At 71.4% G+C, this 26,866-nt stretch carries 26 protein-coding genes and 1 pseudogene; 18 read left to right on the forward strand and 9 right to left on the reverse strand.

Annotated features, from left to right (window positions below; translation table 11 throughout):
- The 4 genes from D466_RS0118235 to D466_RS0118250 form a co-directional block, all read left to right on the forward strand.
- Positions 1-351: ATP-binding cassette domain-containing protein (locus D466_RS0118235; RefSeq protein ID WP_018915136.1), on the forward strand; the 351-nt coding region annotated here is incomplete at its 5' end.
- Positions 352-475: 124 nt separating this feature from the next.
- The gene (locus tag D466_RS23600) at positions 476-2,413 is read left to right on the forward strand and encodes an ATP-binding protein (RefSeq protein WP_081630038.1); all 1,938 of its coding nucleotides are present in this window, start codon (positions 476-478) and stop codon (positions 2,411-2,413) included.
- Entirely contained in the window at positions 2,403-3,758 is a 1,356-nt protein-coding gene (locus D466_RS0118245) for a sigma-54 dependent transcriptional regulator (RefSeq protein WP_018915138.1), read from the forward strand. Before D466_RS23600 ends, D466_RS0118245 begins: the two co-directional genes overlap by 11 nt.
- 111 nt (positions 3,759-3,869) lie before the next feature.
- Positions 3,870-4,850 (forward strand): quinone oxidoreductase, encoded by a 981-nt coding sequence (locus D466_RS0118250; RefSeq protein ID WP_026285462.1) that lies wholly within the window; start codon positions 3,870-3,872, stop codon positions 4,848-4,850.
- Between the two features lie 31 nt (positions 4,851-4,881).
- On the opposite strand, the gene D466_RS0118255 is transcribed toward D466_RS0118250, so the two are convergent.
- Both D466_RS0118255 and D466_RS0118260 read right to left on the reverse strand, forming a co-directional pair.
- Positions 4,882-6,069 carry a PLP-dependent aminotransferase family protein gene (locus D466_RS0118255; protein WP_018915140.1) on the reverse strand — a complete coding sequence of 396 codons (1,188 nt, stop codon included), beginning with the start codon at positions 6,067-6,069 and terminating at the stop codon, positions 4,882-4,884.
- 258 nt (positions 6,070-6,327) lie between these two features.
- Complete coding sequence (locus D466_RS0118260; RefSeq protein ID WP_018915141.1) at positions 6,328-7,188, reverse strand: LysR family transcriptional regulator; 861 nt, start codon at positions 7,186-7,188, stop codon at positions 6,328-6,330.
- Positions 7,189-7,283: 95 nt separating this feature from the next.
- Here D466_RS0118260 and D466_RS0118265 point away from each other — a divergent pair, with 95 nt between their 5' ends.
- A complete protein-coding gene (locus D466_RS0118265) occupies positions 7,284-8,756 on the forward strand; it encodes a DHA2 family efflux MFS transporter permease subunit (RefSeq protein ID WP_156004450.1) in 1,473 nt (490 codons plus the stop codon).
- Here the strand turns inward: D466_RS0118265 and D466_RS0118270 are convergent.
- Positions 8,714-9,640, reverse strand: coding sequence for a LysR substrate-binding domain-containing protein (locus D466_RS0118270; protein ID WP_018915143.1), 927 nt, complete (start codon positions 9,638-9,640; stop codon positions 8,714-8,716). The two genes, D466_RS0118265 and D466_RS0118270, sit on opposite strands and share 43 nt — an antisense overlap.
- Before the next feature lie 98 nt (positions 9,641-9,738).
- Between D466_RS0118270 and D466_RS0118275 the strand changes: the two genes are divergently transcribed.
- Both D466_RS0118275 and D466_RS0118280 read left to right on the forward strand, forming a co-directional pair.
- Positions 9,739-10,182, forward strand: a complete 444-nt coding sequence (locus D466_RS0118275) for a carboxymuconolactone decarboxylase family protein (RefSeq protein WP_018915144.1) — start codon at positions 9,739-9,741, stop codon at positions 10,180-10,182.
- A gap of 70 nt (positions 10,183-10,252) precedes the next feature.
- Complete coding sequence (locus D466_RS0118280) at positions 10,253-11,149, forward strand: alpha/beta fold hydrolase (protein WP_018915145.1); 897 nt, start codon at positions 10,253-10,255, stop codon at positions 11,147-11,149.
- Between the two features lie 38 nt (positions 11,150-11,187).
- On the opposite strand, the gene D466_RS0118285 is transcribed toward D466_RS0118280, so the two are convergent.
- Positions 11,188-11,964 (reverse strand): class I SAM-dependent methyltransferase, encoded by a 777-nt coding sequence (locus D466_RS0118285; RefSeq protein ID WP_018915146.1) that lies wholly within the window; start codon positions 11,962-11,964, stop codon positions 11,188-11,190.
- A gap of 52 nt (positions 11,965-12,016) precedes the next feature.
- Positions 12,017-12,802 carry a universal stress protein gene (locus D466_RS22305; RefSeq protein ID WP_196803525.1) on the reverse strand — a complete coding sequence of 262 codons (786 nt, stop codon included), beginning with the start codon at positions 12,800-12,802 and terminating at the stop codon, positions 12,017-12,019.
- A 101-nt stretch (positions 12,803-12,903) separates the two neighbouring features.
- On the opposite strand from D466_RS22305, the gene D466_RS0118295 reads away from it, so the two are divergent.
- The 8 genes from D466_RS0118295 (at position 12,904) to D466_RS0118330 (ending at position 19,823) form a co-directional block, all read left to right on the forward strand.
- A complete protein-coding gene (locus D466_RS0118295) occupies positions 12,904-13,440 on the forward strand; it encodes a DUF924 family protein (RefSeq protein ID WP_018915148.1) in 537 nt (178 codons plus the stop codon).
- A gap of 95 nt (positions 13,441-13,535) precedes the next feature.
- Positions 13,536-14,186 carry an HAD family phosphatase gene (locus tag D466_RS0118300; protein ID WP_018915149.1) on the forward strand — a complete coding sequence of 217 codons (651 nt, stop codon included), beginning with the start codon at positions 13,536-13,538 and terminating at the stop codon, positions 14,184-14,186.
- Positions 14,186-15,199, forward strand: coding sequence for a LacI family DNA-binding transcriptional regulator (locus D466_RS0118305; protein WP_026285464.1), 1,014 nt, complete (start codon positions 14,186-14,188; stop codon positions 15,197-15,199). The genes D466_RS0118300 and D466_RS0118305 overlap by 1 nt, the downstream gene beginning before the upstream one ends.
- A 5-nt stretch (positions 15,200-15,204) precedes the next feature.
- The gene (locus D466_RS0118310) at positions 15,205-16,215 is read left to right on the forward strand and encodes an ABC transporter substrate-binding protein (RefSeq protein WP_018915151.1); all 1,011 of its coding nucleotides are present in this window, start codon (positions 15,205-15,207) and stop codon (positions 16,213-16,215) included.
- 31 nt (positions 16,216-16,246) lie between these two features.
- Positions 16,247-17,071, forward strand: coding sequence for an iron ABC transporter permease (locus D466_RS0118315; RefSeq protein WP_018915152.1), 825 nt, complete (start codon positions 16,247-16,249; stop codon positions 17,069-17,071).
- 49 nt (positions 17,072-17,120) lie between these two features.
- Complete coding sequence (locus tag D466_RS22310) at positions 17,121-17,975, forward strand: ABC transporter permease (protein ID WP_018915153.1); 855 nt, start codon at positions 17,121-17,123, stop codon at positions 17,973-17,975.
- Complete coding sequence (locus tag D466_RS0118325; protein ID WP_018915154.1) at positions 17,972-18,991, forward strand: ABC transporter ATP-binding protein; 1,020 nt, start codon at positions 17,972-17,974, stop codon at positions 18,989-18,991. The genes D466_RS22310 and D466_RS0118325 overlap by 4 nt, the downstream gene beginning before the upstream one ends.
- Positions 18,992-18,998: 7 nt before the next feature.
- A complete protein-coding gene (locus D466_RS0118330) occupies positions 18,999-19,823 on the forward strand; it encodes a phosphodiesterase (RefSeq protein ID WP_018915155.1) in 825 nt (274 codons plus the stop codon).
- A gap of 19 nt (positions 19,824-19,842) precedes the next feature.
- On the opposite strand, the gene D466_RS0118335 is transcribed toward D466_RS0118330, so the two are convergent.
- Both D466_RS0118335 and D466_RS0118340 read right to left on the reverse strand, forming a co-directional pair.
- Positions 19,843-20,787, reverse strand: a complete 945-nt coding sequence (locus D466_RS0118335; protein WP_018915156.1) for a chemotaxis protein — start codon at positions 20,785-20,787, stop codon at positions 19,843-19,845.
- 3 nt (positions 20,788-20,790) lie between these two features.
- Positions 20,791-21,069 (reverse strand): PAS domain-containing protein, encoded by a 279-nt coding sequence (locus D466_RS0118340; protein WP_026285465.1) that lies wholly within the window; start codon positions 21,067-21,069, stop codon positions 20,791-20,793.
- Between the two features lie 236 nt (positions 21,070-21,305).
- Between D466_RS0118340 and purT the strand changes: the two genes are divergently transcribed.
- The 3 genes from purT (at position 21,306) to D466_RS0118355 (ending at position 25,173) form a co-directional block, all read left to right on the forward strand.
- The gene (gene purT, locus D466_RS0118345; protein ID WP_038166853.1) at positions 21,306-22,523 is read left to right on the forward strand and encodes a formate-dependent phosphoribosylglycinamide formyltransferase; all 1,218 of its coding nucleotides are present in this window, start codon (positions 21,306-21,308) and stop codon (positions 22,521-22,523) included.
- A gap of 90 nt (positions 22,524-22,613) precedes the next feature.
- Positions 22,614-23,945 (forward strand): NAD(P)/FAD-dependent oxidoreductase, encoded by a 1,332-nt coding sequence (locus tag D466_RS0118350; protein ID WP_026285467.1) that lies wholly within the window; start codon positions 22,614-22,616, stop codon positions 23,943-23,945.
- A 100-nt stretch (positions 23,946-24,045) separates the two neighbouring features.
- Complete coding sequence (locus tag D466_RS0118355; RefSeq protein WP_018915160.1) at positions 24,046-25,173, forward strand: PilT/PilU family type 4a pilus ATPase; 1,128 nt, start codon at positions 24,046-24,048, stop codon at positions 25,171-25,173.
- A 91-nt stretch (positions 25,174-25,264) separates the two neighbouring features.
- Here D466_RS0118355 and D466_RS0118360 read toward each other — a convergent pair whose 3' ends face one another.
- Positions 25,265-26,557, reverse strand: a complete 1,293-nt coding sequence (locus tag D466_RS0118360; RefSeq protein ID WP_018915161.1) for an MFS transporter — start codon at positions 26,555-26,557, stop codon at positions 25,265-25,267.
- 75 nt (positions 26,558-26,632) lie between these two features.
- Positions 26,633-26,866, reverse strand: a pseudogene (locus D466_RS24560) (hypothetical protein); the annotation flags it as partial.

Here is a 26,866-nt window from a genome sequence, read left to right on the forward strand (position 1 = left end):
TTCGAGCTGTTCCCGGACCTGGCGAAAAAGCGCCGCGACGCGGCCTCGACCCTGTCGGGGGGGCAGCGCAAGATGCTGGGCATCGCCAAGGTGCTGGTGGCCGAGCCGAGGCTGCTGCTGATGGACGAGCCCTCGTCGGGGCTGGCGCCGGTGTTCGTCAAGCAGGTGATCGACGTGCTGCGCACGACCATCGGCGGCGGCACCTCGCTGCTGATCGCCGAGCAGAACGTGGCCTTCCTGGCGCTGGCCGACCGCGGCTACCTGCTGGACCACGGCAAGGTGCGCGCCAGCGGCACGCGCGAGGAACTCGAGGCCAGCGACGCCGTGCGCGAGACCTACTTCGGCTTGTAGCCCCGCGCGCGCCGCGGGCGGCGTGCGGCCCGGCGGGCCCGCGGGCGGGGCACGGCCTGCCGGCAAGGGGGCCTGCTAGGCTTGCAGGCCCGTCCGGCTGCCGCCTCCTGCCTCCCAACCCGCCATGTCCCGTCCGCCGCGCCCTGCCGTGAGGCCCCGCCCGGCGTTTCGTGCCCGCCTCGCCGGGCGCGCGACGACCATCGTGGTGGCCGGCCTCGCGGTGGCCGCGCTGGCGGGCGTGGCCGCCTACGCGCTGGGCCTGCATTCGGCGGCGCAGGAGCTGCGCACCGACGCCAGCCGGCGCCTCGACAGCTACGGCAGCGCGCTGGGCAGCGAACTGCAGCGCTACGGCTATCTGCCCTCGGTGATCGTGCTCAGCAGCACGGTGCGCCAGGTGCTCGATCACCCCGGCTCGCCGCAGGCGGTGGACGCCGCCAATCGTTTCCTGGAAGCCGCCAACCGCAATGCCGGTACGGCGGCGATCTACGTGCTCGACACCCAGGGGCTGACCCTGGCCTCGAGCAACTGGAATTCGCCGGTCAGTTTCGTCGGCGCCAACCTGGCCTTCCGACCGTATTTCCGCGACGCCATGCGCGGCAAGCCCGGGCGCTTCTACGGCATCGGCACGGTCAGCGACGTGCCGGGGCTGTTTTTTTCCCAGCCGCTGCGCATGCACGGGCACATCTCCGGCGTGGTCGCCGCCAAGGTCGACCTGGACAAGGTGGCCATGCCCTGGCAGAGCGGCCCGGACCCGGTGCTGGTGGTCGACGATCACGGCGTGGTGTTCCTGACCTCGGTGGCGGCTTGGCGCTTTCGCAGCCTGGAACGCCTGTCGGCCAGCGTGCGCTCGCGCCTGGCCCAGACCCGCCAGTACTCCGCCGCGGGGCCGCTGCAGGAGCTGGAACTGCGCCATGCCGGCGAGGCGGCGGGCGCCGAGCTGTACAAGCTGCCGCGCAACGCCGCCGTGCCCGCCGGACTGTCCGCGCGCGACACCTACATGCTGATCCGCGCCCAGGTCCCGGGAACCGACTGGCTGATCCTGTCGCTGTCCGATACGCGCAAGGTCCAGCAGGCGGCCGCGCGCAGCGCGCTGGCCGGCGTGGCCCTGGCCGGGCTGCTCGAGGCCAGCCTGCTGTTCGCCAGCCAGCGCCGCAAGGTGCTGCGCGAACGCCTGGCCGCGCGCGAGGCGCTGGAGCAGGCCTATGGCGAGCTGGAGACCCGCGTGTTCGTGCGCACCGCCGCGCTGACCCGGGTGAACAAGGCCCTGCAGCGCGAGATCGACGAGCGCCAGCGCGCGCAGGAGGCCCTGCGCAGCACCATGGAGCAGTTGGTGCAGGCGGGCAAGATGGCCGCACTGGGCCAGATGGCCACCGGCATCGCGCACGAACTCAACCAGCCCCTGACCGCGCTGCACACGCTGTCGGACAATGCCGTGGTGCTGCTGGGCAAGCAGCGCCAGGGCGAGGCGCGCGCCAACCTGGAGTCCATCTCACGCCTGGTGCGGCGCATGGCGGCGATCACCGGCGAACTCAAGTCCTTCGCGCGCAAGGCCCCCGCGCAATGGCAGCCGGGGCGCTGTTCGGAAGCCGTGGACGGTGCCGCCAGCCTGCTTCGCCAGCGCCTGGAGCGCGAGCACGTGGAGCTGCGCACCAGCCTGCCGGCCGACGAGCCCGCGGTGGCCTGCGACGAGGTGCGCCTGCAGCAGGTGGTGCTGAACCTGCTGATCAACGCCGCCGACGCCTTGCGCGGCACGCCGGCGCCACGCATCGACATCCGCCTGGATGTCGACCCGCCGGGCAACTCGCCGCGGCGCGCCCGCCTGCGCGTGGCCGACAACGGCCCGGGCATTCCCGCGGAGTCCATGGAGCGCCTGTTCGAGCCCTTCTACACCACCAAGGCCCAGGGGGTGGGCCTGGGCCTGGGCCTGAGCATCGCGCAGCGCATCGTCGGCGAGGCCGGCGGCAGCATCGCCGCGCGCAACCGCGACGCCGGCGGAGCAGAATTCGAGGTCGAACTCCCCGTGCACGAACCGGACCCTTCCAGCCATGTCGGTGACGCCTGATTCCCGTGTCCTGATCGTCGAGGACGACCCCGAGGTGCGCCACGGCATCGCGCAGGCGCTGGACCTGGCGGGCCTGGGAGTGCTGCCCGTGCCCAGCGCCGAGGAGGCGCTGCGCGTGGCCGAGCCCGGCATGCGCGCGGTGGTGGTCACCGACGTGCGCCTGCCCGGCATCGACGGCCTGCAGTTGCTGGCCCGCCTGAAGGCCCTGGACGCGGCGCTTCCGGTGATCGTCATCACAGGCCACGGCGACGTGCAGACCGCGGTCGAGGCCATGCGCGCGGGCGCCGCGGATTTCATCGAGAAGCCCTTCTCGTCGGAGCGCCTCGCGCAGATCGCGCGCCAGGCCCTGCTCACGCGCTGCGCCTACCTCGACGCGTTGCAGCTGGACGACGCCCCGCAACGCATCGAGGCGCAGATCGTCGGACGCTCGCGCGCCATCGGCGACCTGCGCCACAAGCTGCTGGCGCTGACCGACGTCGACGCCAACGTGCTGATCTTCGGCGAGACCGGCACCGGCAAGGAATCGGCCGCGCGCAGCCTGCACGGCTTCGGCGCGCGCGCGCGCCACGAGTTCGTCGCGCTGAACTGCGCGGGCCTGCCCGAGTCGCTGTTCGACAGCGAGATCTTCGGCCATGAGGCCGGCGCCTTCACCGGCGCCTCGTCGCGGCGCATCGGCAAGATCGAGTACGCGGCCGGCGGCACGCTGTTCCTCGACGAGATCGAGACCATGCCCATGCTGCTGCAGGCCAAGCTGCTGCGCGTGCTGCAGGAACGCAGCTTCGAGCGCCTGGGCTCCAACCAGTCTCGCCCGATGCAATGCCGTATCGTCGCCGGCACCAAGGTGGACCTGCGCAAGCTGTCCACGCAGGGCGCCTTCCGCGAGGACCTGTACTACCGGCTCGCGGTGGTCGAGCTGCGCCTGCCTCCGCTGCGCGAGCGCCTGGAGGACGTGCCGTTGCTGTTCCAGAAGTTCGTGTTCGATGCCGCCAAGGCCGCCGGCGTGCCCCTGCGTCCGGTGCCCGGCGCCTACCTGCTGGACCTGATGACCCGCGAATGGCCGGGCAACGTGCGCGAACTGCGCAACGCCGCCGAGCGCTTCGTGCTGGGCATGTTGTCGGGCGACGAACTGGGCGCCGAGCCGCGCGAGGCGTCGCCGTCCTTCGAGCAGCGGGTCAACGCCTTCGAACGCCACCTGATCGTGCAGGCCCTGCAGCGCGCGGGAGGACGCATCAGCGTGGCCGCGGCCGACATGGGCATGGCGCGCAAGACCCTGTACGACAAGATGCGCAAGCTGGGGGTGACGCGCTCGGACGTCGCCTTCGACGACGCCGAAGGCGCGGCGTAGCGCGGCCGGGCGCGGCGCCCTGCAGGCGCGCGGGCCTTGCCGGACAATGCCCTGTATCGCGTGCCGCCGGATGGTCCCGCGGCGCGCCGTTCCCAGCCAGGAGAAACCGGAATGTCCCTCGCAAGGCGTGTGGTGATCCACGAGGTCGGCGATCCCGAGGTGATGCGCATCGAAGACGCCGAGCTCGCCGCGCCGGGCGCGCAGGAGGTGCGCGTACGCCAGACCGCGGTCGGCTTCAACTACATCGACGTATACCAGCGCCAGGGCAAGTACCCGCTGCCGCTGCCCAGCGGCCTGGGCCACGAGGCGGCTGGCGTGGTGGAGGCGGTGGGCGCGGCGGTGTCCGGCTTCGCGCCGGGCGACCGGGTGGCCTACATGAACGCGGGAATCGGCGCCTATGCCGAGGCGCGCAACGTGGCGGCCGACAAGCTGGTGCCGGTGCCCGGCGGGCTGTCCGACGAGCAGGCGGCGGCCGTGTTGTTCAAGGGACTGACCGCGCAGTACCTGCTGCGGCGCACCCATCGCGTGCAGCCCGGGCAGACCGTGCTGGTGCACGCGGCGGCCGGCGGCGTGGGGCAGATCCTGTGCAGCTGGGCCAAGGCGCTGGGGGCCAGGGTGCTGGCCACCGCCGGTTCCGAGGCCAAGTGCGAACTCGCGCGCCGGGCCGGTGCGGACCTTGCGGTCGACTACTCGCAGCCCGGCTGGACGCAGCGCCTGCTGGAGGCCAACGGCGGTCGCAAGGCCGAGGTGGTCTACGACTCGGTGGGGCGCGATACCTTCGAGCACTCGCTGGACTGTGCCGCCCCCTTCGGCCTGGTGGTGCTGTACGGCGTGGCCTCGGGGCCGGTGCCGCCGCTGGACACCGAGCTGCTCAACCGCAAGGGCTGCCTGTACCTCACGCGCCCGTCGGTGTTTCCCCACAACGCGGACCCGGCCACGCTGCGCGCCAACGCCGCGGAGCTGTTCGACGCCGTCGCCCGTGGCTGGGTGCGCGCCGAGGTCTCTGCGCGCTTCCCGCTGGACGAGGTGGTGGCCATGCACCGCGCCGCCCAGTCCCGCGCCACCCAAGGCGCCGTGGTGCTCGTTCCTTGAGTTCCCGGCCCATGGGGGCCGGGAACTCGACTTATGCTGCCTGGCGCAGCGGGTAGGCGCGGATGGCCTGGGCCAGACGGGCGATTCCGGTGGCGATCTGTTCGCGCGTGGCGGTGACGAAGGACAGGCGCAGGGTGCGTGGATCCGACTCGCCGGCGTGGAAGGGTGCGCCGGGCACGAAGGCCACGCCGCGCTCCACCGCGAGGGGCAGCAGCTCGGTGGCGTCCATGCCCCGCGGCAAGCGGGCCCACAGGAACATGCCGCCGGCCGGGCGGTTCCACTCCAGGCCCAGGCCGGTCATCTCGCGCTCCAGCGCGGCCAGCATGGCATCACGCTGCGCCTTGTACAGCGCGCGGATGCCCGGCACGTGGCGATCCAGGAAGCCGTCGCGCAACACGTCGGCGACCATGCGCTGGTTGAAGCTCGGCGTGTGCAGGTCGGCCGCCTGCTTGGCCTGCAGCAGCTTCGGGTACAGCGCGGCCGGGGCGATCAGGTAGCCCAGGCGAAGGCCCGGCGACAGGACCTTGGAAAAGGAGCCGAGGTAGATGCAGCCCTCCGGCCGGCGCGCGCTCAGCGGCGCCGGGGGCGGCGCGTCGAACCACAGTTCGCCGTAGGGGTTGTCCTCGATCAGCGGCAGGTCCAGCTCCTGCGCGGCCTGCACCAGCGCCTGGCGGCGCGCCTCGCTCATCAGGCGTCCGGTGGGGTTCTGGAAATTGGGCAGCAGGTAGAGCATGCGCGGCGCGGCGCCGGCTCGCGCCACGCGGCGCAGCGCCTGCAGGTCCACGCCCTCGTCGTCGCCGGGCACGCCCTCGACCTGCGGCTCCATCGGCGCGAAGGCCTGCAAGGCCCCGAGGTACGTGGGGTCTTCCACCAGCACGCGGCTGCCCGGGTCGATCAGGATCTTGGCCACCAGGTCCAGCCCCTGCTGCGAGCCGGTGGTGATGAGGACCTGCGCCGGGTCCACGGGCCAGGGCAGCATGGCCGCCACCTGCTCGCGCAGCAGCGGCAGGCCTTCGCTGGCGCTGTATTGCAGCGCGACCTGCCCATCCTCGCGCAACACGCGTGCGCAGGATTCGGCGAAGGCATCCACCGGGAAGGTCTTCGGCGACGGCAGGCCGCCGGCGAAGCTGATGATTCCGGGGCGCTCGGTGAGCTTGAGCACCTCGCGGATCACCGAAGGGTTCATAGCGTGCGCGCGGCGCGCGAGTGTCCAGGCCATGTGCGGTTTCCTCGAGTTGCACACAGTGTAGGACCTCGCCGCCGCGGCGGGCCGCGTCGAACAGCGCCAGCCCGGTCCCCCTCCACCGATGCGCACCTGGAATCCCTGTCCAACTCGGTCAGGGAACTGTTTTGTTCCATGCGCGCGGAGTTGGCCAACGCGTTGGAGGCCGTCCAAGCGGAAGCTACTGCCGCGCCCGCCGTTGCCGCCAGGGCGAAACGCGAACAAGGGCCAGGCCTTTCCATGTGATTTCGCAGCTCACTCGCCCATCCAGGATCCGCGCAGGTCGCTGTCGAACAGCAGCTGCATGAGAGTCTGTGCCGGGCGGCTGAGGCGGCGTGCCGCCAGCGCGATGAACTCCACGTCGGGCAGCACGGGCAGTTCGGCGGCATTCACCGGCGGAGCCAGTCCGCGCGCCGCCAGGTACTGCGGACGCACGGTGATGCCCAGCCCGCCGCGCGCCGCGGCGATGCAGCCGGCATGGCTGCTGCTGGTGCATACCTGCTGCCAGCGGAAGTCGGTCTGCGCGAGGGTGTCCAGCACCACCGCGCGCGACACGCTGGGCTCGGCCACCAGGATCAGCGGCAGCGGGCGCTCGAGGTCCACCACGGTGCCGGTGCGCGCGAGCCATTCCAGGCGCCCGGTGAACAGCGGAACGCCGCGGCGCTCGCCGAGCCGCCGCTTGCCGATCAGCAGGTCGATGGCTCCCGCATCCAGCGCCTCGTAAAGGCGCCCCGTCATGCCGATGGTGATCTGCAATTCCACGTCGGGATGGGCGTTGCGGAAGGCGGCCAGCACCGTGGGCAGGGGCCCGAGCGCGACGTCGTCGGAGCAGCCCAGGCGCACCCGGCCGCGCAGCGTGGGCGCGCGGAACTGGCGTTCCGCGCGCTGCATGGCCTGAAGGATCAACCCCGCATGGGCCAGCATGGCCTCGCCGTCCGGGGTCAGGCTGACCGAATGGGTGTCGCGCACGAACAGGCGGCGTCCCACCTCGGTCTCCAGGCGCCGCACGTGGTCGCTGACGCTGGACTGGGTCAGGCCGAGCTGGCGCGCGGCCTCGCTGAAGCCGTGGCAGGCCGCGACGGTCACGAAACTGCGAAGCCAGACGGGATGGAGCATGGGGGCCCTGGCCGCTACCTGTCATCGGAAAAGCCGATGACAGTCAACGCCTTCAGTGTACTTCCCGATTGACCCGCGGGCTCCTAGGATTTCTTCTGGCCCGCCGAGGCGCGGCGGAGCAGGCAGGATTCACCTTGAGCACCGATTCGAACCGTACCGCGTTGCTGTGGATCGTCGCCGCCGGTTTTTTCATGCAGGCGCTCGACACCACCATCGTCAACACCGCATTGCCGTCCATCGCGCGCAGCCTGGGCGTGCAGGCCTTCGTGACCCAGTCGGTCATCGTCGCCTACACGCTGACCATGGCGCTGATCACGCCGGCCTCCGGGTGGCTGGCCGACCGCTTCGGCACCCGCAGGGTGTATTTCACGGCCATCCTCCTGTTCGTCCTGGGCTCGCTGTGCTGCGCGAGCGCGCACAGTCTGGGCCAGCTGGTCGTGGCGCGGGCGCTGCAAGGCGTGGGCGGCTCCATGCTGCTGCCCATCGGGCGCCTGGCCGTGCTGCGCAGCGTCAGCGCCGAGCAGTACGTGTCGGCGCTGGCGCTGATCTCGGTGGCGGGCCAGGTGGGGCCGATCGTGGGCCCGACCCTGGGAGGCTGGTTCGTCGAGGCGGCGTCGTGGCACTGGATCTTTCTCATCAACGTGCCCATCGGCGCCGTCGGCCTGCTGGCGGTGCACCGCTACCTGCCGCGGGGGGAGGGCGGGCAGGTGCCGTCCTTCGACTGGGTCGGCTGCACCCTGGTTTCGCTGGCCATGATCGCCTTCTCCCTGGCGGTGGACGTGCCCTTCGCCTCGCACCGCGCGGCCTGGTCGGCTGGCCTGCTGGCGCTGGCCGGCGCCTCCGCGCTGGGCTACCTGCCCCACGCGCGCCGCCGGCGCGATCCGCTGTTCAGGCTGTCCCTGTTCGGTGAGCGCAATTTCAGCGTGGGTCTGCTCGGCAATCTGGTGTGCCGCGTGGGCTCCAGCGCCGTGCCCTTTCTGGTGCCCTTGCTGCTGCAGCTGCAGTTGGGCTACACCCCGCTGCAATCGGGCCTGATGATGCTGCCGGCGGCCCTCGCGGGCATCGTCGCCAAGCGCTGGATCGCGCCGCTGGTGCGGCGCTTCGGCTACGAGAGCTTCCTGCAGGTCAACACCGCGCTGGTCGGCGTCTCCATCGTGGGTTTCGCGCTGATCTCGCGGGGCACCCCGATGGCGCTGGAGTTGCTGCTGCTGTCGGTGTTCGGAGCCTCCAACTCCATGCAGTTCGCGGCCATGAACAGCGTCACGCTGAAGGACCTCTCGCACGCCGACGCCGGCAGCGGCAACAGCCTGTTCTCCATGGTGCAGATGCTGGCCATGGGCCTGGGCGTGTCCATCGCCGGCGCCGCGGTGCGCCTGTTCTCGGCCGCCGAAGGCTCGGCCGGCCTGGGCTTCCGCATGGGTTTCGTGGTGGTCGGGGGGATCGCGCTGCTGGCCACGCCGATCTTCCGCCGCATCGACGATGCGCCGCCGCAGGGGCGGGCGCCGCGCGATGCGCGCCGCGGCGCTCAGGCTGGGTCGAGCAGCGGCGCGAGTCCCGCCGCGAGGTGATCCACCAGCGCGCCCACCGCGGGAATCATGCCGCGGCGGCGCGCGTACAGCAGGTGAATGCCGACTTCGGGGCCCGACCAGCCGGGCAGCACGCGCAGCAGCGTGCCTTCGGCCAGGTCGGCGTCCACCGTGCGCCGCGGCAGCAGCGCGATGCCCGCGCCGGCGCGCGCGGCGGCCAGGCGCACCATCACGTCGGCGCACAACAGGCGTGGGCGGTGAGCCAGGCGCAGCACGGTACCGGCCCGGTCGTGCAATTCCCACAGCTGCTCGGCGCCCGCGGAAAGGCTGCCGATGGTGGCGCAGCCGGCCAGCGCCGCGCCGGGATCCAGGGCCTGGGGATGGGCCCGCATGAAGTCTCCGGAGGCCACCAGCACCCAGCGCCCGCTGGCGATGCGACGCGCCACCAGGTTCGGGTCCAGACGCTGTTCGCCACCGGCACGCACCGCCAGGTCCACCCGTTCGGCGAGCAGGTCGACCAGGCGGTCGGTGGCGTCCAGTTCCACCCGCACCTTGGGGTGACGCGCCATGAACTCGGCGAGCAGGCGCGCCAGCTGCTGCTGGGCCAGGGCCGTGGGGCTGGATAGCCTGACGGTGCCGGCCGGTTCGCTGCGCAACTGCTCCACGGCTTCCAGCGCGGCTTCGGCCTCCACCCCCAGCGCGGCACAGTGCTCGTAGAGTGCGCGCCCGGCCTCGGTCAGCGCGATGCGCCGCGTGCTGCGCCGCAGCAGCTGCACGCCCAGCTCGGCCTCCAGCGCCGCCACGCGCCGGCTGAGCTTGGACTTGGTGATGCGGGCGACCCGCTCGGCGGCGGCGAAGCCGCCCGCATCGACCACCTGGGCGAAATGGCGCAGGTCGTTCAGGTCGAGATCATTCGCATCAAGCATGAGACAGTATGTTTCAAAGGCGCGTACTTATCGGAAATCGTTTCAGAAACTACGCTGATCCCATCCTAATCTCCCTTTCCCGAAGGATGCAAAGCGCCATGAACCCCCGTCTCGATTTCCGCGGTGTCCGCCCCGAAGCCCTCAAGCCCCTGATCGCAGCCGAGCAATGGATCGGCCGCTGCGGCCTGGAACAGGGCCTGATCGAACTGGTGCGCCTGCGCGCCTCGCAGATCAACGGCTGTGCCTATTGCGTCGACCTGCACGCGTCCGACGCGCGTGCAGCCGGCGAATCCGAGAGGCGCCTGGCCGCGCTCGGCGTCTGGCGTGAGGTGCCGTTTTTCACGGCCCGCGAGCGTGCTGCCCTGGAGTGGACCGAGGCCCTCACGCTGGTGGCCTCGACCCATGTGCCCGATGCCGCCTGGAACACGGTGCGCGAGCACTTCGACGAGACGGAGGTGGTCGACCTGAGCCTGCTGGTCTCCACCATCAACAGCTGGAACCGCTTCGCCATTGCCTTCCGCAAGCCGCCCGAGGCGGCCTGATGGTGGCCTGATGGCGGCCTGATGGCGGGCCGGCGGCGGACCGGCCCACGGCTGGGCGACAATCCCCGGCATGAGCACTCAGCCCTCCGAGGACCGATTCGCCGAACTGCCCGCCGGCACGCGCATCTGCTGGCGCGAGGCCGGAGCCGCGCAGGCGCAGCCGCTGCTGCTGATCAACGGACTGGCCATGCAGCTGATCTCCTGGCCCGAGCGCCTGGTCGAGGGCCTGGCGGCGGCCGGCCTGCGCGTGATCATGCCGGACAACCGCGATGCCGGGCTGTCCTCCGCGGCCGCCAGCGCGCCGCCCGGGCGGCTGCGCCAGCTGCTGGCGCTGGCGCCCCCCGACAACTACGCGCTGGAGGACATGGCCGACGACATGGCCGGCTTGCTGGATCACCTGGGCGTGGGTGCCGCCCACGTGGTGGGCATGTCCATGGGCGGGATGATCGCCCAGTGCCTGGCCGCGCGCCATCCCGCGCGGGTGCTCAGCCTGTGCTCGATCTTCTCCACCACCGGCCGGCGCACGGTGGGGCAGCCGGCGCCGTCGACCATCCTGCGCATGCTGCGGCCCGTGCCCCGCAGCGCCGCCGAGGCGGTACGCCAGTACGTGGAGTTCATGCACCACATCGGCAACCCCGCCGAGCCCGGCGCGCCGCAGGAATGGGCCGACTACGCCTTGCGCGCCTGGCAGCGCGGCGGCGGGCGCGTGAACGCCGAGGGCACGGCGCGCCAGGTCGCGGCCATCCAGAAATCGGGTGACCGCAGCGCGCAGTTGTGCCGCATCCGCGCCCCCACGCTGGTGCTGCACGGAGACCGCGACCTGATGGTGGCGCCCAGCGGCGGGCGCGCCACCGCGGAACTCATCCCGGGCGCCAGCTTGCGCATCCTGCCCGGCCTGGCGCACCAGATCGTGGCGGCACGCTCCCCCGAACTGGTCGGGCTCATCGTCGACAACCTGCGCGCCTGAGCGCCGCGCCGACCCCGGCAGGGACCGGGTGGGCGCCCTCAGGGCATGCAGCCCACGCGCAGGCTCAGCGGCCACGCGATGTCGCGTTCCCGCGCCGGATCCCCCCAGGCCTGCGCGAGGCCCCGCCGAAAGTCCTCGAGCGGCGCCGCGCCCAGGCGCGCCAGCGCCGGGCGCAGCGCCGACCAGGTATCGACGTAGCCCAGCACCCCGTCCAGCGACCAGCGGGCCCGCAGTTCCATGCGAGGCGCCTCGAGCTCGGGAAAGGGAAAGGCCAGGGCGCGATAGCCGTCGACGACAAGCCTGCGCTCGGGCGGCCAGTAGGGGCCCAGCACTTCATCGTGCAGTTCGCGCAGCAAGGCGCCGGGCTCACCGTCCAGGCAGGCCACGCCGTAGCTGATCAGGGCCAGGCAGCCGCGCGGGCGCAGCACGCGCCGTACCTCACCGTAGAAGCGCGGCAAGTCCAACCAGTGCGCGGCCTGCGCGACCGTGACCAGGTCGGCGCTGGCACCGGGTAGCCCGCTGCGCTCGGCCGGCGCCACCGCGTAGCGCACGCGAGCATGCGCCTGCGCATGCTCGATCTGCGCGGCGCTGGCGTCGGTGGCCACCACCTGCTCGAATTCCTGCGCGAGCAGCGTGGACAACTGGCCGGTGCCGCAGCCGCAGTCCAGCGCCAGACCGCGCGAGGGCGCGACGCCGGCGAGCCAGGCGGCGAGCTGCGCCGGGTAGCCGGGGCGGTGGCGCGCGTAGCTGGCCGCGCTGGAGGAGAAATGGTCCTTGAAGGAGCTCGGTGGGGTCTGTGCGCTCGCCGGGTTCATGGATCGGGCCTCCCGCTGGGGAAACGGGAAAGCCTACGCCGCTTCGGCGCGATCAGTGCGACATGAACACCGGCAGGGTCATCGAGCCGAGGATCGAGCGGGTCACCCCGCCCAGCATCGACTCGCGGGCGCGCGAGTGCCCGTAGCCGCCCATGACCAGCAGGTCGGCGCCGAGGTCGGCGGCGTCGCTGAGCAGCAGTTCGTCGATGCCGGCACCCAGGCTGGGCAGGGTGGCCGAGCCCGAGGCATAGTCCACGTCCACCTTGTGGCGCAGCGCGTGGCGCGCCTGGACGGAGTGGCTGCGCAGGTAGCCGCAGGCCGACGCCAGGGTACGCGCCCCGGCGCCCTCGGCGCTGCCGTAGGCGTGCAGCGTGACCTCGCCCGCGCGCTGCAGCAGCGGTAGCGCGTCCCGCAGGGCGCGCGCGCTCTGGCGGCCTCCGTCCCAGGCCACCAGCACGCGGCTGCCGCAGCTGCGGCCGAGTTCCTGCGGCCGGGGCACGAACAACAGCGGACAGCTCGAGGCCACCAGCAGCTGCGAGGCGAACTGCTCGGACGCCGCGTGGGCGCTGCCCAGGTAAGGCTGGCTGAGCACCAGAAGGTCCGCGCCGCGCGTGAATTCGGCCAGCGCACTCGCCCCTTCGGATACGCCGCGGCATGCGCCGCGCGCGCCCGTGTCGCGTAGCAGCTTGCGCGTGGCCTCGCAGTCGATGGCATCGGGCGCGCACAGGGCCTCCAGCTCGGCACCCTGCGGGCCGGCCAGCGCGGCGGCGAACTCGATCAGGCGCGCCGCCTGGGTGACGGCACCCATGCACAACAGGACTCTTCGATAATCGTTCATCGTCGGCTCCGCCTGCCTCAACTGCCCCCAGCATAGGCAGGCCCGCCGGCCCCGCCTTGCGCCAGCGCAAACATGGCGCGGGCCCATCCAAGGGGAGCAGCATGCAGCACGAGGTCCTGGAGTTCTGGTTCCGCGAAGTCGATCCGAAATCATGGTGGTCGGCGACCCCCACCTTCGACCGCCTGGTGGCCGAGCGCTTCCGCGGCTTGCTGGAGCAGACGGCCCGGGGCGAATGCTTCGCCTGGCGCGCCGACGCGCAGGGGCGCCTGGCCGAGATCCTCGTGCTGGACCAGTTCTCGCGCCACGTGCACCGCGGCAGCGCCGCCGCCTTCGCGCAGGATCCGATGGCCCTGGCGCTGGCCCAGGAGGCCGTCGCCCGCGGCTGCCACCTGGAGCTCGAGCCCACGCGGCGCGTGTTCCTGCTGCTGCCGTACATGCACAGCGAATCCCCGCGCATCCACGAGGTGTCCGAGGCGCTGTACCGCGCCCATGCCCCCGAGGAGAACCTGCGCTTCGAGCTGCGCCACAAGGCGATCATCGACCGCTTCGGGCGCTACCCCCACCGCAACGCCGCGCTGGGCCGCGCGAGCAGCCCCGAGGAAGTCGAGTTCCTGCGCCAGCCGGGTTCGAGTTTCTGAGCGCCCCGCTTAGGGCAAGTCCCCATGCGGGCTGTCATCCATTCGACACACGGGGGATTTAGGATGAAAACGTTTTCACCCGATCCCCGCCTGCCGTGCGCGCAGCCTTCTTCGACTTCGACCACACCCTGCTCGCCGCCGACAGCAACCAGCTCTGGCTGGAACACCTGGACGCGCAGGGCATGCTGCCGCCCGAGGCGCTGGAGCGCCACCGCGCCTACATGCGCGACTACGCCGCCGGCGGCCTGGATTTCGCCGCGCTGGACGCGTTTCGCGCCGAACTCGATGCCTCGCTGGACCCGCGGCGCCTGCAGGCCTGCCGCGAGACCTGCGTGCGCGAGCGCCTGCTGCCGGCGCTTGCGCCGGCGGCGCCCACGCTGCTGGCGCGGCTGCGCGAGCAGGGGGTGCTCGTGCTCGTGGTCAGCGCCAGCCGCGAGGCGCTGGTGCGCCCGGTGTTGCGCAGCCTGGGCATCGAGCACCTGATCGCGGCCGACAGCGAGCAGGGCGCCGGGCTGGAGCGGCCCTGCTTCGGCCACGGCAAGGTGCTGCACGTCGAGCATGCGTTGCGCGCCATGGGCCTGTCCCTGCGCGGGCTGGAGCGCAGCTGGTTCTACAGCGACTCCCACAACGACCTGCCCCTGCTGGAGCAGGTGAGCGATCCGGTGGCGGTGGATCCCGATCCCCTGCTGGAGCGCGTCGCGAAATGGCGGGGCTGGCCGGTGGTGTCGTGGAGGGAGGCGGCCTGATGCCCAGCACCCTGCATGACGTGGCCGAGCGCTCGGGCACCTCCATCGCCACCGTCTCGCGCGCGCTCAACCAGCCGGAGAAGCTGCGCCGGGAGACCCTGGAGCGGGTGCGCAAGGCCATGCGCGAGCTGCGCTTCCGACCCAACCTGATCGGCCGCCAGTTGCGCGGCGAACGCACCAGCCTGGTGGGCGTGGTGCTGCCCGACATGCTCAATCCGGTGTTCGGCGAATGCATGCAGGGCATCGAGGAGTCCGCCGCGCAGGGCGCCTACCGGGTGCTGCTGACCACCACCGGCTACGACTGCGCGCGCGAGGAGCAGGCCATCGACACGCTGCTGTCGCAGCGCGTGGACGGCCTGATCCTCACCGTGGCGCGGGCGCAGGACCACCCGCTGCTGGCCGAGCTGGCCGCCAGCGGCGTGCCCTACCAGCTGGTCTACAACCACTGCGACTCGCATCCCTGCGTCAGCGTCGACAACCGCGCCGCGGCGCGCGAGCTGGTCACCGAACTGGTGTTGCTGGGCCACCGGCGCATCGGCATGCTCAGCGGCAGCCGCGCCGCCTCGGACCGCGCGCTGCAGCGCCACCAGGGCTATTGCGACGCCATGCGCGCGGCCGGGCTGCGCGCGCGCGCCCCGCTGGAAATCGATTTCCACCAGCGCCGGCTTCCGTCGTCGATGCTGACGGCGTTGCGCGACCCGCGGCGGCGCCCGACGGCGCTGTTCTGCGGCAACGACTTCCTCGCGCTGCTGGTCATGCGTGAACTGCGCGAGGCCGGCATGCGCGTGCCCGAGGACATCTCGGTGGTCGGCTTCGACGGCCTGTCCTTCGGCGAACTCCTCGCCCCGCCGCTGGCCACCGTATGCCAGCCGCACCGCCAATTGGGCTCCACCGCGTGGAGCCACCTGCAGCAAGTGCTCGAGGGCGGCGCGCCGCGCTCGAGCGTGCTCGCCCACCGGCTGCGCATCGACGGCACGGTGGCTCCTCCCTCCTCTCGTCCCCGCCCGGAGTGATTCCCATGAAAACCCTGCGTCACTGGTTGCTCGCCTTGTGCGGGTCCCTCGCGCTGCTGAGCGCGAACGCGCATGCCGCCGAAACCGCCATTTGCTACAACTGTCCACCCGAGTGGGCCGACTGGGCCGGCGAAATCCGCGCCCTGCATGCCGCCACGGGCATCACCGTGCCTTTCGACAACAAGAATTCGGGCCAGGCCATCGCGCAACTCATCGCCGAGCGCGCCAGCCCCGTGGCCGACGTGGTCTACCTGGGCATCGGCTCGGCCTTCGAGGCCGAGAAGCAGGGCGTGATCACCCCCTTCAAGCCGGTGGGCTGGGACAAGATCCCGGCGCAGCTCAAGGACCCGAAGGGCTACTGGTTCACGATCCATTCGGGCACCCTGGGCTTTTTCGTGAACAAGGCCGCGCTGGGCGGCAAGCCGGTGCCGCAGTCCTGGGCCGACCTGCTCAAGCCCGAGTACAAGGGGATGGTGGGTTACCTGGATCCGTCGAGCGCCTTCGTGGGCTACGCCGGCGCCGTGGCGGTGAACCTGGCCATGGGCGGCACGCTGGACAACTTCGGCCCGGCGATCCACTACTTCCAGCAACTGAAGAAGAACGATCCCATCGTGCCCAAGCAGACCGCCTACGCGCGCGTGCTGTCCGGCGAGATCCCCATCCTCATCGACTATGACTTCAACGCCTACCGCGCCGAGTACAAGGACCACGCCGACGTGGCCTTCGTGATTCCCCGCGAAGGCACCATCACCATGCCCTACGTGATGGCGCTGGTGAAGAACGGACCCCATCCCCCGGTGGGCAAGAAGGTGCTGGACTTCGTGCTGTCGCCCAAAGGCCAGGCGATCTGGGCCGATGCCTTCCTGCGTCCGGTGATGCCGGGGGCGATGAGCGCGAAGGCCGCCGCCCGCTTCCTGCCCGCCAGCGACTACGCGCGCGCCAAGCCGGTGGACTACCAGAAGATGGGCGCAGTGGAACAGGCCTTCGCCAGGCAGTACCTGGCCCAGGTGCATTGAGCGTTCGAAGGCCGGCCGCGGGAGACCAGCAATGACGCGCGATGAGGCATCCGCTGCGTGGCTGCACCGGGCCCTCGCGGCACCGGCCGCGGCGCTGTTCGCGGCCTTCTGGCTGCTGCCCATGGCCGCCCTCGGGCGGGCCAGCGCCCAGCACGGCCTGCAGGGCTACCTGCACATCCTGGGCAACGCGCAATACCTGCGCAGCCTCGGGGTCACGGTCGTGCTGGCCGGCGTCGTCACGGCGGCGGCGCTGGCCCTGTCCCTGGTCGCCGGCCTGTTCCTCGCGCGCCACCGGTTCCCCGGGCGGCGCCTGCTGATGGCCATGCTCACGCTGCCGCTGGCCTTTCCCGGCGTGGTGGTCGGCTTCATGGTGATCATGCTCGGCGGGCGCATGGGCCTGGCCGCGCAGCTCGGCTTGGCGCTGTTCGGCCAGCGCTGGGTGTTCGCCTACTCGCTGGGCGGGTTGTTCGTGGGTTATCTGTACTTTTCCATTCCACGAGTGATACTCACGGTGACCGCCGCCGCACAGGGGCTGGACGCCAGCGTCGAGGAGGCCGCGCGCAGCCTCGGCGCCTCCTCGTGGCAGGTGCTGCGCGACGTCACGCTGCCGGCGCTGGCTCCGGCGCTGGTCGCCTCGGGCGCGCTGTGCTTCGCCACCGCCGTCGGCGCCTTCGGCACCGCCTTCACGCTGGCCACCGACATCGACGTGCTGCCCATGGACATCTACACCGCCTTCACCCTCAACGCCGATCTGCCCACCGCGGCCACCTGGAGCCTGGTGCTCGGCGCGGTGACCTGGCTGGTGCTGTGGTGGGGGGAGGGTGCCGGCGGGCCCACCGCCGCCCCCGGCGCCTGAGGCGCACGCACGCCCCACGACCCTCCGAAGCCTCCACGATGCATCCGCCATGAACGCGTCGACCTCCGTTGCCCTCGCAAGGCCCGACCGCGCGGCGCTCGCGCGCCTGCGCCCGCGGCTGCTGGTGCTGGCGCAGGCCGCGCTCACCGTGCTTCTGGCAGCCTTTCTCATCGTGCCGGTGGGCATGTCCATGCTCGCCGGCGTCACCCGCAACGACTTCATCGGCCTGCGCAGCGGATTCACGCTCCACTGGGTCGCGCAGGTCTGGGACATGTATCGCGACGCCATCGGCCTGAGCCTGCGCGTGGCGCTGGCCACGCTGGTGGTCACGCTGATCGCCGGCGTGCCCTGCGGCTACGCGCTGGCGCGCAGCCGCGCGCGCGCCGCGCGCCTGTTCGAGCGAGTGCTCATGCTGCCGGTGGCCATGCCGGGGCTGGCCAGCGCGCTGGGCCTGCTGGCCGTGTACGGCGGCCTGCGCGCCTTTCGTTCCAGCAGCTGGTTCATCGTCGTCGGACACGTCGTGTTCACGCTGCCCTTCATGGTGCGCTCGGTCCAGGCCATCTGCGCCGGCATCGACCTGCGCGGCCTGGAGGAGGGCGCCGCCAGCCTGGGCGCCGGCTTCGTGCAGCGCATGCGCACCGTGGTGCTGCCCAACATCCGTCCGGGCATCGTGGCCGGCGCGCTCACCGTGGTCACGCTGTCCATCGGCGAATTCAACCTGACCTGGATGCTGGCGACCCCGACCACCAAGACCCTCCCGGTGGGCCTGGCGGATGCCTACGCTTCCCTGCGCCTGGAGGTCGGCAGCGCCTACACCCTGATCTTCTTCGTGCTCATCGTCCCCCTGCTGGTGCTCATGCAGCGCATGGCGGGCGACGAGCCGTCTCGACGAGGTCGTCCATGAACCCAGCCTCCGTGGGCATCACCCTGCAGGCCTGTGCGAAGCACTACGAGCGCGGCCAGCGCGCATTGCATCCGGTGGACCTGCGGGTCGAGCCCGGTGAGACCCTCGTGTTCCTCGGCCCCTCCGGCTGCGGCAAGACCACCACGCTGCGCCTGATCGCCGGCCTGGAGCGCCCCGATCCGGGCGGGCGCGTGCTGTTCGACGACGAGGACGTGACCGCGCTGCCCATCGAGTCGCGCCGCGTCGGCATGGTGTTCCAGAACTACGCGCTGTTTCCCAACCTGGACGTGCGGGGCAACGTGGGCTACGGCCTGCGCATCCGGCGCATGCCTGGTGAGCAGATCCGCCAGCGCGTGGATGAACTGCTGGACCTGATGCGCCTGCGGGAATACGCCGACCGCCCCGTGCAGCGCCTCTCGGGCGGCCAGCGCCAGCGCGTGGCGCTGGCGCGCGCGCTGGCCCCGCGTCCGCGCGTGCTGCTGCTCGACGAACCCCTGGCGGCGCTGGATGCGCAGCTGCGTGAAACCCTGCGCGTGGAAATGAGCGCGCTGCTGCGCGGCCTGGGCGTCACGTCCATCTACGTCACCCACGACCAGGCCGAGGCGATGGCACTGGGCGACCGCATCGTGGTGATGAGCCAGGGCCGCATCGAGCAGGTGGGCACGCCGCGCGAGATCTACCATCGCCCGGCCAACCTCGAGGTGGCGGGCTTCATCGGCATGCTCAACCGCATGCGCGGCGCCCTGCGCGACGGGCGCGTGCACGCCGACGGCGACGAGGAACTGTGGTTCCGTCCCGAGGACGCCCGCCTGGTGGCCGAGCACGAGGGCGAGCTGCGCGGCAGCGTGCGCCAGGTCATCTTCCTCGGCGACCGTACCCGCGTGGGCGTGGCGGGCGCTGCCGGCGCGACCCTGTGGGCCGACGTGCCCGGGCGCGTCGACGTGGCCGTGGACAGTCGCGTGGCGCTGCGCGTGGCCGCCGAGGCCCTGCTCAACCCCGCTTCCACTGCCCGGTGATGCCGCGATGATCCTCTGCCAGATTTCCGACCTGCACATCAAGCGCAAGGGCGCGCTCGCCTACCAGCGCGTGGACACCGCCGAGGCGCTGCGCCGCTGCCTGCGAGCCATCGCGCGCCTGCGCCCGGCGCCCGACGCCGTGGTGGTCACGGGCGACCTCGTCGACCTGGCCGACGCGCAGGAGTACGCGCATCTGCGCGAACTGCTGGCCGAGCTGTCCCTGCCCTGCTACCTGCTGGTGGGCAACCACGACCACCGCGAGGCCTTGCGCCAGGCCTTTCCCGACCATCCCTGGCTGGGGCGCGAGGGCTTCGTGCAGTACGCGGTCGACCTCGGGCCCTGCCGGCTGCTCGCGCTGGACACCCAGGATCCGCCCCACAGCGGCGGACGCCTGTGCGCGCAGCGCCTGCAATGGCTGGAGCGCGAACTCGCGCGCGAGCCGGCCAAGCCGGTGATCCTGGCCATGCATCACCCGCCCTTCGTCACGGGCATCGGGCACATGGACAAGATCGGCCTGCCGCGCGAGGACCGCGACGGGCTCGCCGAGCTGGTCGCGCGGCATCCGCAGATCGAGCGCATCGTCTGCGGCCACCTGCACCGCCCGATCCAACGCCGCTTCGGCTCCAGCGTGGTCAGCACCTGTCCGGCGCCGGCCCACCAGGTGGCCTTCGACCTCGACCCCGAGGCCACGCCGGGCTTCCGGCTGGAGCCGCCGGCCATGCAGCTGCACGCGTGGATCGACGGCGAGGGCCTGGTCTCCCACCTGGTTCCCATCGAGGAGTATCCCGGCCCCTATCCCTTCTTCGAGCCCGACGGCAGCCTCATCGATTGATGGACGGCCCGCCCCCGAGTCAGCGCGCCAGCGCTGCGCGCATGGCGGCGGCCAGTTCCCCGGCGGAGAACTTGGTGACGTAGCCGTCGGCCCCGACCGCGCGCGCGTGCTCCTCGGTGGCCTGTCCGGTCAGCGAGGAGTGGATCACCACCGGCAGCTGGCGCAGCAGCTCGTCGCCCTTGATGCGCCGCACGAGCGTGAAGCCGTCCATTTCCGGCATTTCCAGGTCGGTCAGCACCAGCGCGACCTTGTCGCGCAGCGGGCGGCCCTCGGCGCGCGCGGCCTCGGCATAGGCCTGCAGGCGCTGCCAGGCTTCGGCCCCGGTGTGCGCGAGCACGCAGGGGGCGCCCAGGGCCCGCATGACCTTCTCGATCTGTCCGCGCGCGAGAAAGGAGTCGTCCACCGCCAGCACCACGCTGCCCGCGGGCAGGCGCAGCGGCTCGGCGAAGGCCTGCTCGGGCCCGGCGCCGACACGCTCGGGCAGCACGTCCCCCAGGATGCGCTCCAGGTCGAGCACCAGCGCCAGCGCGCCGCCCTCGGCGCCGCGCGGATCCAGGCGCGCGATGCCGCCGACCAGTCCGCCCACGGCATGCGCCTGGGCCGAGACCACCTGGCTCCATTCCAGGCGCACGATCTGCTCCACGCCCTCGACCGCGAAGCCCTGCAAGGAACGCTCGAACTCCGTGACGATGAGCAGGCGCAGCGCCTGCGGGCGGCAGCCCACGACGGCCGGCAGGTCGATCACCGGCATCACCTGGCCGCGCAGGTCCGCGATGCCCAGCACATGGCGCGGCGCGCCGGGGGTGGCGGTGATCGGCGGCATCTCCAGCACCTCGCGCACCTTGAACACGTTGATGCCGAACAGCTCGCGCCTGCCCCCGGCGTCCTCGCCGAGGCGGAACAGCAGCAACTCCAGCCGGCTGGCGCCGGTCGGCGATTCGTCCTTGCCCATGGCCTCGCGCATGGTTCAGCCCGTGACGCGCTCGGCATTGGCCCGGAGCTCACGCGCGTGCTCGGCCACGCGGTGGAACAGTTCCCGGTAGGCAGGCGAGGAGCTGAATTCCGTACTGCAGAATTTCCGGTGGTGCTGGCCCACCAGGTCCTCGGGCTCGTAACCCAGTGCGTGCGCGAATTTCTGGTTCACCCAGACCACGCGGCCTTCCGGATCGAATTCGATCATCGCCATGGTGCTCGCCAGCGAGCCGAAGACATCCTGCACCTGCAACGAGGTTCCTGCGCTGCTCATCGAAGCCTTCCCGGGCCTGTTCGGTGTACGAATCAAGATGGATAACGGCACGTCGCAATGGCACTTGAGCTCCGCGCCGGCGACGAACCCCGGCGCGCCGCAGGCCTGCCGGCACATGGTGCGTCAGACCCGGCTTGCGCGTCAAACCCGATTTTGCGCCAGCGCAAGGCGCGAGGCGGGAAGGGCCCCGCGCATTGGCTATGCTGGGGCCTTTGCGCCGCCGCCGGAGCCCCGCGATGACCCAGAGCCTTCCCCTTCTCGGAACCCCCCTGTCCGACGCCGCGTTGCGGGTCATGCTGCTGGGCGCGGGCGAGCTGGGCAAGGAAGTGATCATCGCGCTGCAGCGCCTGGGCGCCGAGGTGATCGCGGTGGACCGCTACGCCAACGCGCCCGGCCAGCAGCTGGCCCACCGCGCGCACGTGATCGACATGACCGACGCGCAGGCCTTGCGCGCGTTGGTGCAGGCCGAGCGCCCGCACCTGATCGTGCCCGAGATCGAGGCCATCGCCACGCAGGAGCTGCTGCGCATCGAGGCCGAGGGCCTGGCCGAGGTGATCCCCACCGCGCGCGCCGCCCAGCTGACCATGAACCGCGAGGGCATCCGGCGCCTGGCCGCCGAGGAACTCGGTCTGCCGACCTCGCCCTACGCCTTCGCCGATTCGCTGGAACAGCTGGGCCGGGCCGTGGAGGGGGGCATCGGCTACCCCTGCGTGGTCAAGCCCGTGATGTCCTCGTCGGGCAAGGGCCAGTCGGTGCTTCGCGGGCCCGAGGACCTGCAGCCTGCCTGGGACTACGCCATGGCCGGCGGCCGTGTGCCGATCCAGCGGGTCATCGTCGAAGGTTTCATCGAATTCGACTACGAGATCACCCTGCTCACCGTGCGGGCCATCGACCCGGCCAGCGGGGAAGTGCGCACCAGCTTCTGCGAGCCCATCGGTCATCTGCAGGTGCAGGGCGACTACGTCGAGTCCTGGCAGCCGCAACCCATGTCGGCGCTGGCCCTGCAGCGCTCGCGCGAGGTGGCCGGCAAGGTCACCGCGGCGCTGGGCGGGCGCGGCATTTTCGGGGTCGAGCTGTTCGTGCGCGGCGACGAGGTCTGGTTCTCCGAGGTCAGCCCGCGTCCGCACGACACCGGGTTGGTCACGCTGTGCTCGCAACGCCAGTCCGAGTTCGAGCTGCACGCGCGCGCCATCCTGGGCCTGCCGGTGGACGCCGGCTTGCGCGAGCCGGGCGCCTCGGCGGTGATCTACGGCGGCGTGGATGCGCGCGCGCTGCGTTTCGAGGGCGTCGCGCAGGCGCTGGCCGTGCCGCGTTCCGATCTGCGCCTGTTCGGCAAGCCCGAGAGCTACCAGCGTCGGCGCATGGGCGTGGCGCTGGCCGCCGGCGACGACGTGGAGCAGGCGCGCGAGCGCGCGCGCCGGGTGGCCGCGGCCGTGCGTCCGCGGGCCGCGTAGGGACGTTCGCGCACCCACTGCCGCGGCGCAGCATCCGCCTTCACAATCCAGCCAGATCCCGCGCATCGCGCCACGCCAGGTTCCCAGCCCATGCCAGCCCCGGACAGCACTACCCCCATCCCCCGCATCGTGATCGTCGGCGGAGGCGCCGGCGGCCTGGAACTCGCCACCCGCCTGGGCGATACCCTGGGCCGGCGCGGCGAGGCCGAGGTCACGCTGGTCGAGCGCAGCCGCAGCCACCTGTGGAAGCCGCTGCTGCACCAGGCGGCCGCCGGCACCCTGGGCATCGACGACAACGCGCTGAACTACCTGGCGCAATCCAGCTGGCACCACTTCAAGTACCGGCTGGGCGCGATGGACGGGCTCGACCGCGCGCGCAAGCAGGTTCTGGTGGCGCCGACGCTGGACGAGCAGGGACGCGAGGTCACACCGCGCCGCGCCATCGGCTACGACATCCTGGTCATCGCGGTGGGCAGCCAGAACAACGATTTCGGCACCCCCGGGGCGGCCCGCCACGCCATCGCGCTGGACACCCCGGACGACGCCCGGCGTTTCCACCGCCGCCTGGTGGACGCCTGCATCGCCGCCAATTCCCAGGCCGAGCCGCTGCGCCCGGAGCAGCTCAAGGTGGTCGCGGTAGGATCCGGCGCCACCGGGGTGGAACTGGTGGCCGAACTGCACAACTCCATGCGCGTGCTGGCCGCCTACGGGCTGGACCGCATCGACCCCGAACGCGACATCCGGCTCAGCCTGGTCGAGGCCGCGCCGCGCATCCTGCCGGCGCTGTCCGAGCGCCTGTCGGCCGCGGCGGCGCGCGAGCTGGGCAAGCTGGGCGTGGAAATGCACGTGGGCAAGCGCGTCACCGAGGTCAGCGCCACCGGCGTGCACACCGCCGACGGCGAGTTCCTGCCCGCCGAGCTGGTGGTGTGGGCGGCCGGCGTGAAGGCGGCCGACTTCCTCAAGGACCTCGACGGTCTGGAAAGCAACCGCATCAACCAGCTCGTGGTGCGCCCCACGCTGCAGACCACGCGCGACGACGCGGTGTTCGCGCTGGGCGATTGCGCCGCCTGCCCCTGGCCGGGCCGCGAAACCAACGTGCCGCCGCGCGCCCAGGCGGCGCACCAGCAGGCCAGTTTCCTGGTGGGCCAGATCCAGCGCCGGCTCGCCGGGCGAGCGCTGGGCGAGTTCCGCTACCGCGATGCCGGTTCGCTGGTGTCGCTGGGCGAGCACAGCACCGTGGGCAGCCTGATGGGCGGGCTGTCCCGCGGCAGCATGTTCGTGGAGGGGCATTTCGCACGCTTCATCTACTGGTCGCTGTACCGCATGCACCTGCACGCCTTGCACGGTTTCTGGAAAACCGCCTTCCTGACCCTGGCCCGCATGATCTCGCGCACCACCGAGCCCCAGATCAAGCTGCATTGACCGGCGCGCGGCGGCGGTTCACACTGCGGTCTGCCGCCTGCCGTAGCATTGCCCGAACACGCCCCGCCGCGGGCGAGCCCGTGTCCACGACCGCCTCGCGATGGAAAAGTCCCAAGCCACCGAATTCATTCACAGCTCCCTGGCGCTGATGGTCAAGCGCGGGGGCTCGGACCTGTTCATCTCCGCCGGTTTCCCGCCCGCCATCAAGGTCGACGGCAACGTGGAGAAGCTGTCCGTGCACCCGCTGACCCCCGAGCACACGCAGGCCCTGGCGGTGGCGGTGATGAACGACAAGCAGCGCCGCGACTTCGAGGCCAACAAGGCGGTCAACTTCGCCATCTCCCCCACCGGCATCGGGCGCTTCCGGGCCAACGCCTTCACGCAGCGCGGCAGCGTCGCGCTGGTGGCGCGCAAGATCCCGCTGGAAATCCCCACCCTCGACGGGCTGCAACTGCCCGGAGTGCTCAAGGAACTGGCGATGACCAAGCGCGGCCTGATCATCTTCGTCGGCGCGACGGGCAGCGGCAAGAGCACCTCGCTGGCCGGCATGGTCGACTGGCGCAACGAGAACTCGCAGGGCCACATCATCACCATCGAGGACCCCATCGAGTTCCTGCATCCGCACAAGAACTGCATCGTCAACCAGCGCGAGGTGGGCATCGACTCCATCGGCTGGGAGGACGCGCTCAAGGACACCCTGCGCCAGGCCCCCGACGTGATCCTGATGGGCGAGATCCGCGACCGCGAGACCATGGACCAGGCGGTGGCCTTCGCCGAGACCGGCCACCTGGCGCTGGCCACCCTGCACGCCAACAACGCCAACCAGGCCATCGACCGCATCATCAACTTCTTCCCCGAGGAGCGACGCACCCAGCTGCTGATGGACCTGTCGCTGAACCTCAAGGCCATCGTCTCGCAGCGCCTGATCCGCCTGGAGCAGGGCAAGGGCCGGGTGGCCGCGGTCGAAGTGATGATCAACTCCCCGCTGATCGCCGAGAAGGTGCTCAACGGCGAGGTCGGGGACATCAAGGACGTGATGAAAAAGTCCCGCGAGCTGGGCATGCAGACCTTCGACCAGGCGCTGTTCGACCTGTTCGAGTCCGGGCGCATCGGCTACGAGGACGCGCTGCGCAACGCCGACTCCATGAACGACCTGCGCCTGACCATCAAGCTGCACGGCAAGCGCCAGACCGCCGAGGTCGAGACCGGGCACCTGTCGATCATCTGAGGCGCGGGCGCGGCGCCCCACGGGTCGGCCGCCCGGCGCCCGCGGGCCCGGGAGTCCGGCGCCCCGCGAGCCTGCCGCTGCGGCGCCGCGCTCAGTTCCGGCGTGCGGGCAGCGAAAGCACCAGCACCGCGCACAGCACCATGAAGCCGGCCAGCACCAGCACGCCGCCGTTGGTGCTGTGGGTGGCCTGCTTGACCCAGCCCACGATGCTGGGCCCGAAAAACCCCGCCAGGTTGCCCAGGGAATTGATCAGCGCGATGCCCGCCGCCGCCGCGCTGCCCGCGAGGAAGGCCGTGGGCAGGCTCCAGAACAGCGGCAGCACGGTCATGATGCCGCAGGTGGCCAGGGTCAGCGTGAGCACGGCGGCCAGCGTGTCGTGCGGCCACAGCGTGCTCAGGGCCAGGCCGGCGGCGCCGGCCAGCGCGGGCAGCGCGACGTGCCAGCGCAGTTCCTCGCGCGCATCGCTGCTGCGCCCCACCAGCACCATGGCGACGATGGACACGCCGTAGGGAACGGCCACCAGCCAGCCGATGGTGCGCGGGTCGCTCACGCCGGTGCTGCGCAGCAGCAGCGGCAGCCAGAAGCCCAGGCCGTACAGGCCCATGACCACCGAGAAATACACCAGCGCGAACAGCCACACCCGCGGGCTGCGCATGCCCTGCAGCGCCGACACATGCTGCTTGGCCTGGTTGTCGGCCTCGATGCCGCGGCGCAGCAGCAGTTTCTCCCCCTCGCTCAGCCATTTCGCGGAGGTGATGCCGTCGTCCAGGTAGGCCAGCGTGGCCAGTCCCAGCAGCACCGCAGGAACGCCTTCGAGCAGGAACAGCCACTGCCAGCCTGCAAGGCCCGACTGCCCGTGGAAATGGTGCAGGATCCAGCCCGACACCGGGCTGCCCACCAGGCCCGACAGCGCCACGGCCGACATGAACCAGGCGGTCATCTGGCTGCGCCGGCGCGCCGGGTACCAGTAGGTCAGGTACAGGATGATGCCGGGGAAGAAGCCGGCCTCGGCCAGCCCCAGCAGGAAGCGCGCCACGTAGAACATGGTCGGCGTCTGGATGAACAGGGTCAGCGCCGAGATCACGCCCCAGCTGATCATGATGCGGGCGATCCACACGCGCGCGCCGACGCGGTGCAGCAACAGGTTGCTGGGCACCTCGAACAGGAAGTAGCCCAGGAAAAAGATGCCGGCGCCGAAGCCGTACACCGCGTCGGAGAACTGCAGCGCGCCCTTCATCTGCAATTGCGCGAAGCCCACGTTCACCCGGTCGAGGTAGGCGACGAAATAGCACAGCATCAGGAAGGGCAGCAGGCGCCAGCCCACCTTGCGGTAGGCGGCATCGGCGGCGGGGTCGGCGGCGGTGGGCAGGGCGGTACTGTTCATGGCGTGTCGTTCTGGGTCTGGGAACAGGTCGGAGCCCCGAGCCTAGCAAAGCGCGCGCCGTCAAGGCGCGCCCCCTCAACCCAGCGCCGACACACCCCTCCAGGCCAGGAACAGCAGCACGGTCAGCACATGCGCGGCATAGCAGGCGCGGCCCAGCACGCGGTCGGCGCGCGTGGTGTGGGCGCGAATGGTGGCGGCGTGGAAATGCACGATGGGCTGCGCGTGGTAGTCTAGGTAGTCCACCACGCGCCGCGGCCACGACACCGCCATCGCCACGTTCAGCACGCGCCAGCCCCGGATGAACTCCAC

Source organism: Thiomonas sp. FB-6 (assembly GCF_000377645.1).
Taxonomy (GTDB): Bacteria; Pseudomonadota; Gammaproteobacteria; order Burkholderiales; family Burkholderiaceae_C; genus Thiomonas_A.